The organism is Microbacterium sp. DMC48, from assembly GCF_056313825.1.
In genome coordinates this window covers 238,710-250,810 of record NZ_JBQUZN010000004.1, presented here as the reverse complement: position 1 = coordinate 250,810, position 12,101 = coordinate 238,710, and the positions used below count along the sequence as shown (strand labels likewise).

10 protein-coding genes are annotated in these 12,101 nt (G+C 69.4%); 1 reads left to right on the top strand and 9 read right to left on the bottom strand.

What is annotated here, in order from left to right; all coding sequences use genetic code 11:
• Nucleotides 1–7 precede the first annotated feature (7 nt).
• Genes ACT53O_RS06440 through gatC form a run of 6 tightly spaced genes read right to left on the bottom strand, consistent with a single transcriptional unit; the run spans nucleotide 8 to nucleotide 5,551 of the window.
• Nucleotides 8–583, bottom strand: coding sequence for a nucleoside/nucleotide kinase family protein (locus ACT53O_RS06440; protein WP_036285384.1), 576 nt, complete (start codon nucleotides 581–583; stop codon nucleotides 8–10).
• On the bottom strand, nucleotides 567–887 hold the full coding sequence (locus tag ACT53O_RS06435) for a hypothetical protein (RefSeq protein WP_036285382.1): 321 nt from the start codon (nucleotides 885–887) through the stop codon (nucleotides 567–569). Before ACT53O_RS06435 ends, ACT53O_RS06440 begins: the two co-directional genes overlap by 17 nt.
• A 22-nt stretch (nucleotides 888–909) precedes the next feature.
• Nucleotides 910–2,169, bottom strand: a complete 1,260-nt coding sequence (dinB, locus tag ACT53O_RS06430) for a DNA polymerase IV (RefSeq protein WP_295816899.1) — start codon at nucleotides 2,167–2,169, stop codon at nucleotides 910–912.
• A gap of 60 nt (nucleotides 2,170–2,229) precedes the next feature.
• A complete protein-coding gene (gene gatB, locus ACT53O_RS06425) occupies nucleotides 2,230–3,744 on the bottom strand; it encodes an Asp-tRNA(Asn)/Glu-tRNA(Gln) amidotransferase subunit GatB (protein WP_036316685.1) in 1,515 nt (504 codons plus the stop codon).
• Nucleotides 3,744–5,255: an Asp-tRNA(Asn)/Glu-tRNA(Gln) amidotransferase subunit GatA gene (gene gatA / locus ACT53O_RS06420; protein ID WP_476151609.1), complete on the bottom strand. Its 1,512-nt coding sequence runs from the start codon at nucleotides 5,253–5,255 to the stop codon at nucleotides 3,744–3,746. Before gatA ends, gatB begins: the two co-directional genes overlap by 1 nt.
• Complete coding sequence (gene gatC, locus ACT53O_RS06415) at nucleotides 5,252–5,551, bottom strand: Asp-tRNA(Asn)/Glu-tRNA(Gln) amidotransferase subunit GatC (protein ID WP_036285370.1); 300 nt, start codon at nucleotides 5,549–5,551, stop codon at nucleotides 5,252–5,254. Before gatC ends, gatA begins: the two co-directional genes overlap by 4 nt.
• A gap of 58 nt (nucleotides 5,552–5,609) precedes the next feature.
• On the opposite strand from gatC, the gene ACT53O_RS06410 reads away from it, so the two are divergent.
• Complete coding sequence (locus tag ACT53O_RS06410; RefSeq protein WP_476151608.1) at nucleotides 5,610–7,328, top strand: long-chain-fatty-acid--CoA ligase; 1,719 nt, start codon at nucleotides 5,610–5,612, stop codon at nucleotides 7,326–7,328.
• A 5-nt stretch (nucleotides 7,329–7,333) separates the two neighbouring features.
• Here ACT53O_RS06410 and ligA read toward each other — a convergent pair whose 3' ends face one another.
• The 3 genes from ligA to ACT53O_RS06395 form a co-directional block, all read right to left on the bottom strand.
• Nucleotides 7,334–9,661: an NAD-dependent DNA ligase LigA gene (gene ligA, locus ACT53O_RS06405; RefSeq protein WP_476151607.1), complete on the bottom strand. Its 2,328-nt coding sequence runs from the start codon at nucleotides 9,659–9,661 to the stop codon at nucleotides 7,334–7,336.
• Between the two features lie 94 nt (nucleotides 9,662–9,755).
• Nucleotides 9,756–10,853: a tRNA 2-thiouridine(34) synthase MnmA gene (mnmA, locus tag ACT53O_RS06400; RefSeq protein WP_476151606.1), complete on the bottom strand. Its 1,098-nt coding sequence runs from the start codon at nucleotides 10,851–10,853 to the stop codon at nucleotides 9,756–9,758.
• A 9-nt stretch (nucleotides 10,854–10,862) separates the two neighbouring features.
• The gene (locus ACT53O_RS06395; RefSeq protein ID WP_295774766.1) at nucleotides 10,863–12,071 is read right to left on the bottom strand and encodes a cysteine desulfurase family protein; all 1,209 of its coding nucleotides are present in this window, start codon (nucleotides 12,069–12,071) and stop codon (nucleotides 10,863–10,865) included.
• Between the last annotated feature and the right edge of the window lie 30 nt (nucleotides 12,072–12,101).

Genomic DNA, 12,101 nt, shown 5'->3' with positions numbered 1-12,101 from the left:
CCAGCCCTCACGGGACGTCGATGACGATCGTTGCGAGCGATTGCGGGCGATGCGCGCGGAGGTGCTCCTCTTCCTGGTCGGCCCAGCGACGCCAGTGCGGCCGGTAGGTGTCGCCGTCTCGAGCGAGCGCGCGGTCGCGCCGCGCACTCTCGGGCGATTCCACCCATACGCGCACGTGCGCCAGAGGCGCGGTGCTCGGGGTGAGCACCCCTGCTCCCTCGAGGATCAGGGGGACGTCGGCGGGCGTCTCCACCTCGGCCCCCGGACGATCGGCTGCCCAGTCCCACCGTCGCCACACGGCCGCCCTTGCCTCGCTGACGGGGATCAGGATGAACTCCCGCGCCAGAGTTGAACCGGCCGAGAGCCCGTCCCACCCCGGATACAGCTCGTCGAGGCCGATCATGCTGACGGGGCGCCCCCACCGCTCGCGCACCCGTCGCGCGAGGGTCGATTTGCCCGCGCCGGAACGTCCATCGATCAGGACGATCGGTGTGATCTCCGGCTCCAAGGCCGCAATGGCGGACTCGATGCGGTCGACCCCGCTCGTGAGCGCCGCATCGACCTCGTCAGCGCTTGAGGGCACGGATGATGCGGCTGAGCGTGCGTCCCGCAACCCACACGAAGGGGATCGCCACCGCGACCAGCGACACGAGGTTCGGCTCGAAACGCAGATCGTCGCCCTTGCGGATGTAGGCACCGAGGGGAACCGCGAAGCCGCCGCCGCCCCCGCCGTTGTTGCCGCTCTCATCCTCGCCGGCGCCGAAGCCCGACCACGACAGAGCCACGGGGATGAGGCGGATGCCGTCGACGTCCTGCTGCTCGCCGTAGACGCTGTTGACGCCGAGCGATGCCGACTGCTTGCCGAGTTCGAGTGCGAGATTGGGCATGTTCCCACCGTAGCCGGGAAGCTCACTCGGTGCGAGGGAGCCGCGGATTCGTCGGCAGAGCATTCACATCACGGCGCGGGCCGAGGACGCTCGCCCGGGTGACCGCTCCCCCGCCGAAACGCTCACGCGCGTCGTCCAAGGCGGCGTCGACCCGTCGCCACTCGGCATCCTCATCCCAGAGCGGCACGGATCCACCGTCACCGCCGCGCAGCTTCTCTGCGCGCACGCCGATCAGGCGCACCGGCTGGCTCAGCTCCAGCGCGTCGAACAAGCCGATGGCGACGTCGCCGATCCGCTGGCCGACGTCCGACGGCTCTGCCAGCGACAGCGAGCGCGAAAGCGTGGTGAAGTCGGCATAGCGCAGCTTCAACGCGACGGTTCCGGCTCGCCAGCCTCCGTCGCGGAGACGCGCCGCGACGCGATCGGAGAGCCGGCGAAGCTCGCTGCGCAGGACTGCCGGGTCGGCGACGTCGGTGAGGAAGGTCTCCTCATGCCCGATGCTCTTCTCCGTGCGTTCCGTCTCGACGGCTCGGGGGTCGATGCCGTGCGCGAGTTGCCAGATGCGCTCCCCGCCGGCGGGTCCGAGTGCGCGATCCAGGACGGCCCGCGGCGAGGCGAGGATGTCGGAGACGAGCCGGATGCCGCGACCCTCCAGCGTCTCCGCGGCCTTCGGCCCCACCCCCCACAGCGCCGAGACGGGCAGCGCGGCGAGGAAGGCGGCGGTGTCGGGTTCGCTGACGATGAGCAGCCCGTCGGGCTTCGAGCGCGTGGAGGCGATCTTCGCCACATGCTTCGTGGCCGCCACCCCGACGCTGCAGATCAGTCCCGTCTCCGCTGTCACGCGGGCCCGGAGCATCCGGGCGATCTCCCCCGGAGTTCCCCAGAGCCGCCGTGCGCCGGACACGTCGAGGAACGCCTCATCGATCGAGAGCGGCTCCACGAGGGGGGTGATGTCGTGGAAGATCGCCATCACCTGACGTGACAGGCTCGCATACCGCTCGAAGTGCGGAGTGACCACGACGGCCTGCGGACACAACCGAAGAGCTTGTGCGACGCCCATTGCCGACCGCACGCCGAATCGACGAGCCTCGTAGGAGGCGCTGGAGACCACACCGCGTCCCTCCATACCGCCGACGATCAGCGGCTTGCCGGCCAGGGAGGGATCGTGGAGGACCTCGACCGACGCATAGAAGGCGTCCATGTCCACGTGAAGAATCCGCGTGCCGGTGTCGTCGGCGCCGGGCGGCGAGACGACCCGCCCCGACCCGTCACCCCGTCCCATGAGTCCATTCTCGGTGACGCCGCCGACATCGCGGCGCCACCGAGAAGGCAGCGTGTGCGACTACTGCGCCGCGCGCTCCAGAACGAGCTCGCGGACGCGTGCGGCGTCGGCCTGACCCTTCATCGCTTTCATGACGGCGCCGATGACGGCACCGGCGGCCTGCACCTTGCCGTCGCGGATCTTCTCCAGCACGTCGGGCTGCGCGGCGAGAGCATCGTCGATCGCGGCGATCAGCGCGCCGTCGTCTGAGACGACCGCAAGACCGCGTGCGTCGACGACCTGCTGCGGCGTGCCTTCGCCGGCGATGACGCCCTCGAGCACCTGACGCGCCAGCTTGTCGGTGAGCGTGCCGGCGTCCACGAGCTGCTGCAGCGCGGCCACCGATGCGGGGGTGACGAGCGATGAAGCTTCGACTCCCTGAGCGTTGGCGATGCGAGAGATCTCGCTCATCCACCACTTGCGCGCGGCCGCAGGCGCAGCGCCCGCTGCGACGGTCGCGTCCACCTCGGCGAGCAGGCCCGCGTTCACGATTCCCTGGAAATCGATGTCGGCGAAGCCCCACTCGGCCTTCAGACGTCGCCGACGCGCGGCGGGCGGCTCCGGAAGAGCAGCACGCAACGACTCGACCAGCGCGGAGGACGGTGCGACGGGCAGGAGGTCGGGCTCCGGGAAGTACCGGTAGTCGTCGGCATCCGACTTCGGACGCCCCGGAGAGGTCGTCCCGGTGTCTTCGTGCCAGTGCCGCGTCTCCTGCGTGATCGTCCCGCCCGCGGCGAGGATCGCCGCTTGACGCTGAATCTCGTAACGCACGGCGCGTTCGACCGAGCGCATCGAGTTGACGTTCTTCGTCTCGGTGCGCGTGCCGAGCTTCTCCTGCCCGCGCGGGCGCAGGGACACGTTCGCATCGCAGCGGAGGTTTCCGCGTTCCATGCGGGCCTCAGAGATGCCGAGCGAGAGCACCACGTCGCGAATCGCCCGCACGTACGCGGCGGCCAGCTCGGGTGCACGGTGTTCCGCGCCGAAGATCGGCTTGGTCACGATCTCCACGAGCGGGACGCCGGCGCGGTTGTAATCCACGAGCGAGTACTCCGCGCCCTGAATGCGGCCGGTGGAGCCGCCGACGTGCGTGAGCTTGCCGGCATCCTCCTCCATATGCGCCCGCTCGATGGGCACCTCGAAGACCGTCCCGTCGGTCAGTTCCACCTCGATCTGGCCCTCGAAGGCGATGGGCTCGTCGTACTGCGAGATCTGGTAGTTCTTGCCGAGGTCGGGGTAGAAGTAGTTCTTGCGCGCGAAGCGGCTCGATGGCGCGATCTGGCATCCGAGGGCGAGCCCGAGGCTGATCGAGAACCGCACCGCCGTCTCGTTGACCACCGGCAGCGACCCCGGAAGGCCCATATCGACAGGCGCCACGAGGGTGTTGGGGGCGGCATCGTGGTTCGAAGCGTGCGCCGGATTTCCCGCGGGCGAGAACATCTTCGTCTCGGTGTTGAGTTCGACGTGCACCTCGAAGCCGAGCACGGGCTCGTAGAGCTTCAGTGCCTCGTCGAAGTCCATCAGTGCGGCCGTGGCCATCAGCGGTTCCCTCCCAGAAGCGGGGCACGGTCCAGCAGAGGACCACCCCACGAATCGACGAGCAATGCCTCGGCAGCGGCGCCGACCCGGTACAGACGGGCGTCCTCCCGCGCCGGCGCGATGAACTGGATGCCGACGGGCAGCCCGTCCTCCTCTGCCAGACCCGACGGAATCGAGATGCCGGGGACGCCGGCCAGGTTCACCGGAATCGTGGTGACATCGTTGAGGTACATCTGCAGCGGGTCATCGATCTTCTCGCCGAGCTTGAACGCAGTGGTGGGAGCCGACGGCGTCGCGATGACATCGACCTGAGCGAACGCCGCGTCGAAGTCGCGCTGGATGAGCGTACGCACCTTCTGGGCGCTGCCGTAGTAGGCGTCGTAGTATCCGGCCGACAGCGCGTAGGTGCCGAGAATGATGCGACGCTTCACCTCCTCGCCGAAGCCGGCGTCTCGAGTGGCAGCCATGACGTCTTCGACCGTGCCGCCCGGGACGTCGACTCGCAGGCCGAAACGGACGGAGTCGAATTTGGCGAGGTTGCTCGACGCCTCCGCGGGAAGGATCAGGTAATACGCGGCGACGCCGTACTCGAAGTGCGGGGCGCTGACCTCAACGATCTCCGCGCCCTGCGCTTCGAGGAGCGCCAGCGCCGCGCGGAACGATGCCGACACGCCGGCCTGGAAGCCGCTGTCGGGCAGCTCGCGAATCACGCCGACCTTCAGCCCTGCAAGACCGGCGCCGGCGGCGCCTTCGCGTGCGGCCGCCGCAAAGGAGGGCCAGTTGTCGGTCAGCGACGTCGCGTCGTGCGGGTCGTGGCCGCCGATGACGTCGTGCAGGAGCGCCGAGTCGAGCACGGTGCGCGAGACCGGACCGACCTGGTCGAGTGAGGACGCCAGCGCGATGGCGCCGAACCGGCTCACCCCGCCGTAGGTCGGCTTCATGCCGACGGTTCCCGTGACGTGCGCCGGCTGGCGGATCGACCCGCCCGTGTCCGAGCCGAGAGCCAGCGGAGCCTCGAAGGCGGCGACGGCGGCCGCCGATCCGCCCCCGGAGCCTCCGGGGATGCGATCGAGGTCCCACGGGTTGTGGGTGGGACCGTACGCCGAGTGCTCCGTCGACGATCCCATGGCGAACTCATCCATGTTCGTCTTTCCCAGGGGCACCAAGCCGGCGGCGCGCGAACGCGCGACGACGGTGGCGTCGTAGGGCGACAGGAATCCCTCCAGGATCTTCGAGCCGCTCGTAGAGGGCATGTCGGTCGTGACGAGCACGTCCTTGATCGCGAGGGGAACTCCGGCGAGCTCGCCCAGGGCTTCACCGGCGGCGCGGCGGCGATCGATGCCGGCGGCAACCTCGAGGGCGTGGTCGCTCACGTGCAGGAAGGCGTGCACATCGCCGTCGACGGCGGCGATCCGGTCGAGGTGGGCCTGCGTCGCTTCGACGCTGGACACGTCACCGGAGGCCAGTCGTGCGGCCAGGTCTGCGGCGTTCAGCCGTGTGAGATCGGTCACTGCTCCTCCCCCAGAATCGCCGTGACACGGAAGCGCCCGTCGGCGGCGTCCGGCGCGTTCTGCAGCACCTGCTCCACCGTCAGCATCTGGCCGACGACGTCGGGACGGAAGACGTTCTCGAGCGGGAGGGGATGGCTCGTCGCGGGGACGTCGGGCGTTGCCACCTCGGACACCTTCGCGATGTTGTCGACGATCACCGAGAGCTGCCCCGTCAGGCGTTGCACCTCGTGCTCGTCGAGCTGAATCCGGGCCAGAACGCCGAGATGGCGAACGAGTTCAGGGGTGATTTCAGACACCCGTCGATTCTAGTCGGCCCCCTTCGGCCCGCTTCTCACGGCCGATAGGCTGGCCCGCGTGAGTGCCGCTGCCCCGTACGACCCGCCCCGCCCGTGGATCGCCAGCTACGCCGCCGGAGTCCCCGATGATCTCGAACCGGTCACCGGCTCGCTCCTGGACATCGTCACGGCGTCGGCGCGTGACTACCCGGATGCGCCCGCGCTGCAGTTCTTCGGTCGCACGACCTCGTACCGCGACCTCGTCGAGGCGATCGATCGCGTGGCGGCGGGTCTCCGAGAGCGTGGCGTCGGCAAAGGCGACACGGTCGCGATCGTACTGCCCAACTGTCCCCAGCACATCATCGCCTTCTACGCGATTCTGCGCCTCGGCGCCATCGCGGTGGAGCACAATCCGCTCTACACTCCACGGGAGCTGCGCAAGCAGTTCGAAGACCACGGGGCGCGCACGGCCATCGTCTGGAGCAAGGTCGCCGCCACCGTGCAGGCGTTCCCCGCCGATCTCGCCGTCACCACGCTGGTCAGCGTCGACATCACGACCGCCATGCCGCTCTCGCTGCGTCTCGCGCTGCGGCTTCCCGTCGCGAAAGCCCGTCAGTCGCGCGACGCGCTCACCACGCGCGTGTCGCACGCCGTGCCCTGGGAACACCTGGCACGCAGCGAAGCACTGGCGGCATCCTTCCCCGGTCCGGTCACCGACGACGTCGCCATCATCCAGTACACGAGCGGAACGACGGGAACGCCGAAAGGCGCGGTGCTCACCCACCGCAACCTTCTGGCCAACGCTCGGCAGGCTCAGGCGTGGGTCCCGTCGATCCAGCGCGGCAAGGGATGCGTCGTGTACGCGGTGCTGCCGATGTTCCACGCCTACGGGCTGACCCTGTGCCTCACTTTCGCGATGTCGATGGGTGCCCGTCTGGTGCTGTTTCCCCGCTTCGAACCCGCGATGGTCCTCGAAGTGACGAAGAAGCACCCGGCGACGTTCTTGCCGCTGGTGCCGCCGATCGCCGATCGACTGCTCGCCGCGGCGCGCGCCGAGGGCGTCTCTTTGGCCGGCACGGAGGTCGCCATTTCCGGAGCGATGGCGTTGCCGCATGATCTCGTCGTGCCGTTCGAGCAGGCAACTGGTGGCTACCTCGTCGAGGGCTACGGGCTGTCCGAGTGCTCGCCGGTTCTCATGGCGAACCCGGTCGCCGACAATCGCAAGGCGGGAACGGTCGGACTCCCCCTCCCCGGCACCGAGTGTCGCGTGGTCGATCCGGACGATCCCACCGTGGACATGCCCTCCGGTGAGCGGGGCGAGCTGATCGTGCGGGGCCCGCAGGTCTTCCAGGGCTACTACGGCAAGCCGGAAGCCACCGAGGAGGTCTTCGTGGACGGGTGGTTCCGCACCGGCGACATCGTCCAGATCGACGACGAGGGGTTCGTGCGCATCGTGGATCGCATCAAGGAGCTCATCATCACCGGCGGGTTCAATGTGGCGCCCACCGAAGTCGAGAACGCACTGAGGCAGCACCCGCGCGTGGTGGATGCCGCTGTCGTGGGCCTGCCAAGCGAGCATTCGGGCGAAGAGGTCGTCGCCGCCGTGGTGCTCGACGGGTCCGGAGCCGACGTCGACACGGACTCCATCCGGGACTACGCCCGCAGCATCCTCACGCCCTACAAGGTCCCCCGCCGGATCTTCATCGTCGACGAGCTGCCGAAGTCGCTGATCGGAAAGGTGCTGCGTCGCCAGGTGCGTGAGTCCTTGCTCGAGCTCACGCATCCCGGAGGAGACTGAACCGATCAGCCCGCGTCGGGATCGAGTGCCCCGAGCGCGGCGGGCCCCTGCTCGACGAGGATGCGAAACTGCGCGGCATCGATGATGCGGATGCCGAGCTCCTCCGCCTTGGCGAGTTTCGAGCCCGCGCCCGGGCCTGCGGCGACGAAGTCGGTCTTCTTCGACACGGAAGAGGCTGCTTTCCCGCCAGCGGCAATGATCGCCTCCTGTGCGCCCTCTCGGGTGTAGCCCTCCAGCGTGCCGGTCGCAACGACCGTGACACCCTCGAGCACGCCGCCGGCGGCGACGGCAGCTCCCGGGCCGGGGTGACCTGGAATCTCCAAGACCGCGCCCGCCGCCGCCCAGCGTTCCACGATCTCCTGATGCCAGTCGACGGCGAACCATTCCAGGAGCGAGTCCGCGATGATGCCGCCGACGCCGTCGACGTCGGCGAGAGCGTCGCGCTCGGCCGCGCGGATCGCGTCCAGCGAACCGAACCACTGCGCGAGTGCCCGCGCGGCGACCGGGCCGACGTGGCGGATGTTCAACGCGACCAGAAACCGCCACAGGTCCTTCGTCTTGGCCTTCTCGAGTTCCTCGAGAAGGGTGAGCGCCTGGGCCGACGGCTGGGGACCTGTGAGTCCCTCCTTCTTCTCCGCCGACGAGGGCTGGCGACGGAAGGGCGCGCGGGTGATCGGTTCGCCGCTGTCGTCATCGAGTTTGGCCTCCCCCGTTTCGCTGTCGCGGACGATCACCTCGATCGGGACGAGCTGTTCGAGTGTGAGGTCGAACAGACCGGCCTCGGTGATCAGCGGAGGCACGGCGGGCACCGACGGCTGCGTCAAGGCCGCTGCGGTGACCTCACCGAGGGCTTCGATGTCGAGGGCGCCACGGGAGCCGATGTGCTCGACGCGGCCCCGAACCTGGGCGGGACAGGCGCGCGTGTTGGGGCAGCGCAGGTCGATGTCGCCGTCTTTCGCGGGTGCCAGCGTCGAGCCGCATTCCGGGCACCGGGTCGGCATGACGAATGCCCGCTCCGTGCCGTCGCGCAGCTCGACCACGGGACCGAGCACCTCGGGAATGACATCGCCGGCTTTGCGCAGCACGACGGTGTCACCGATGAGAACTCCCTTGGACACGACGACGTCCTGGTTGTGAAGCGTCGCCTGCCGGACGACCGAGCCCGCGACGCGGGCGGGAGCCATCACGGCGAAGGGTGTCGCCCGGCCGGTGCGGCCGACCGAGACGACGATGTCCAGCAACTTCGTGTTGACCTGTTCCGGCGGGTACTTGTACGCGATGGCCCATCGCGGGGCACGACTGGTCGCGCCCAGCTCGCCGTGCAACGCCAGCTCATCGACCTTGACCACGACGCCGTCGATCTCGTGCTCGACGTCGTGGCGATGCTCGCCGTAGTACGCGACGAACGCCGCCACGCCGTCGATGTCGTCCGCGGTGCGGAAAGACGTGCTCGTCGGCAGCCCCCACGTCGCGAGCAGTGCGTAGACCTCGCTCTGCGAGGACACGGGCGGCTCCGGCCACGCCCCGATCCCATGGACGAGCAGCCGCAGCGATGCGAGCCGGGCGCGTCCGGCTTCGAGCTCCATGCCGCTTTTCTTGTCGAGTTGCTGGCGAAGCCCGCCGCTGGCCGCGTTTCGCGGGTTCGCGAATGCCGGGAATCGGCGGGCGGCGCTTCGGGTGAGCTTCTCCTCGTCGCCTCCGCGCTCACGACCGTCCGTGATGACACGCTCGCGCAACCGGGCCTGGAGAGCGTTGAGTTCGTCGAAGGCCGCGACGGGGATGTAGACCTCGCCGCGCACCTCCACGATCGGAGGATGCCCTTCACCCGCGAGTCGTGCAGGAATGCCCGCGACCTGGAGCGCATTGACGGTGACGTCCTCGCCCACTCGTCCGTCGCCGCGGGTGGCGGCCGACACGAGAACGCCGTGCTCGTAGCGGAGATTGATGGCCAGGCCGTCGATCTTCAGCTCCAGCAGCCAACGGACGTGTCGTCCCGCGGCAGCCGATGTCTTCGTGCACCAGTCTCGCAGCTCGTCCGCGCTGAAGACGTTGTCGAGGCTGAGCATGCGCTCGGCGTGTTCGACGGGCGCGAACATCGAGCTCTGCGCCGCGCCCACCGACTGCGTCGGCGAATCCTGTCCCTGCACCTCGGGGAAGGCGCGCTCCACTGCTTCGAGCCGCCGCATCCACCCGTCGTAGGTCGCGTCGTCGACGATCTCGGCGTCGCGCCCGTAGTACGCGTCGCGGGCGCCGAGGATGAGGTCGGTCAATCGCTCCGCGTCGAGGCGGGCGTCGTCGAGGTTCGTCGGAAGGGAGACTTCATCATCCGTCACCCGGCCAGTGTAGGTGGGGCGGCCGACATCGCCCTGCTCCTTGCGCGCCGCGCGTGGCCCGGTGCCGGCGGTCGCACGCTGACGGGGGTCGAGCTCAACCCGCGATGGGGACGGCCGAGACCGTGCGGTCGACCGTGAATTGCCCGATCACCCGCGTGCCGTCGTAGAGCACCGCGGTCTGACCCGGCGCGACGCCGTCGAAGGGGGCATCTGGGCGCACCGTGACGATGCCGTCGCGGACCACGGCCGACGCCCTCACGGGGTCGGCGTGGGCGCGGATCTGCACCTGGCAGAAGAACTCGGCATCCGCCGGGGCTCGGCCGGCCCAGCTATGACGGGAGCCGGCGATCTCCGCCGTGGCCAGCGCTTCCTTCGGGCCGACGACGACCGTGTTCGAGACGGGACGGACCTCGAGGACGAAGCGCGGCTTGCCATCGGACGCGGGAACGCCCAGCTGCAGACCGCGACGCTGTCCGACCGTGTACCCGTGCGCGCCGTCGTGGCTTCCCACGACCGCGCCGTCACGGTGGATGATGTCGCCGTGCGCGGTGCCGACCTTTTCGGCAAGCCACCCGCGGGTATCGCCGTCGGGGATGAAGCAGATGTCGTGGCTGTCGGGCTTCTGGGCGACCGTCAGGCCGCGCTCTGCTGCTTCGGCACGGACGAGGGCCTTGGAGGGCGTCGACCCCAGCGGAAAGTAGGTGTGGGCCAGCTGTGAGGCCGTCAGCACCCCCAAGACGTAGGACTGATCCTTGGCCTCGTCGCTCGCCCGGTGCAGTTCGCGTCCGTCGGGTGTATCGACGATCATCGCGTAGTGACCGGTGCACACCGCGTCGAAGCCGAGCTCGAGCGCACGCTCGAGCAGAGCTGCGAACTTGATCTTCTCGTTGCAGCGCATGCACGGGTTCGGCGTCCGACCCGCGCGATACTCGGCGATGAAATCGTCGATGACGTCGTCGCGGAACCGCTCGGAGAAATCCCAGACGTAGAAGGGGATGCCGAGCCGATCGGCCGCCCGGCGCGCATCCATCGCGTCTTCGATCGTGCAGCAGCCGCGGCTTCCCGTTCGCAGGGTGCCACCGGCACGCGAGAGGGCGAGATGGACGCCGACGACGTCGTGACCGGCATCCACGGCGCGTGCAGCGGCCACGGCGGAATCGACGCCGCCGCTCATGGCCGCCAGGATACGCATCGCTCCAGTCTACGAGGGCTGCACGCCCGCGGCTCCGAGTCCGCGCGGCCGGGCGGCACTGGTCGCCCGGGCATAGGCCAGCGGAAGCGCCGCGATCAGAGCATCGACATCACTCGGCGCGGTGGTGCGGCCGAGGGTAATCCGCAGCACCGAGCGCGCGACGGCCTCGTCGCGCCCCAGAGCGAGGACGACGTGCGAGGGTTCAGCGACACCGGCCTGGCACGCAGACCCGGTCGAGACCGAGATCCCTTCCTGATCGAGAAGGAACAGCAACGTCTCCCCCATCGCGCCCGGCAGATGGACGTGCACATTGCCTGCCAGGCGATCTCGGGCATCGCCCAGTAACTCGGCCTGCGGGATCGCGGCCCGGATGCCGGACAGCAGCCGATCTCCCAGCGCCGCCAGCCGTGTCTGTTCGCTGACGCGTTCGGTCTCGGCGTCTTCGAGGGCGACGGCGAGCGCCGCGGCTCCGGCGATGTCCGGCGTGCCCGAGCGCAGTCCGCGTTGCTGGCCTCCGCCGTGCAGCAGCGCTGCGATACGGGCATGGCGTGAGACGACGACGGCGCCCGTTCCGACGGGAGCACCGACCTTGTGCCCCGAGATGCTGAGGGCCACCAGACCGGCGCCCGGTGGGGCATCGCCGCGCCACGTGGAGAAGGACACCGGCAGGTGACCCATCGCGGCGACGGCGTCGAGGTGCAGCGGCACGTCGGCGGCCGCGGCGGATGCCGCCAGCTGAGCGGCATCCTGGACCGTACCCACCTCGTTGTTGGCGACCAGCGCGGTCGCCAGGGCCGCGGGGTCGGGGGCGCTCAGCGCCGTTCGGAATCGGTCGAGAGGAATGTGCCCGACTGAATCGAGAGCGACCGCGCGCACGCGGGCGCCCCGCAGGCGCAGCCAATCCACGGTGTCCACGCTCGCATGGTGCTCGCCGTCGGGCAGGACGACGGCGTCTCGATCATCGGGCTTGCTCCACCACAGACCCTTCAGCGCCAGGTTGATGCCTTCGGTCCCACCGGAGGTGAGCACCACCTCGATCGGGTCGCAGCCGAGCACGGCGGCGATGCGCTCGCGCGACTCCTCCAGCAGTCGTCGTGCGGCCTGTCCGGCACCGTGCACCGAGGACGCATTGCCCGTCAGCGTCGCCGCCGCCATCCATGCGACGCGGGCGCTGTCACGCAGGGGCGTCGACGCCGCATGATCGAGGTAGATCGACATGACGCTCCCGCCCTCGTGACGACGCGGACT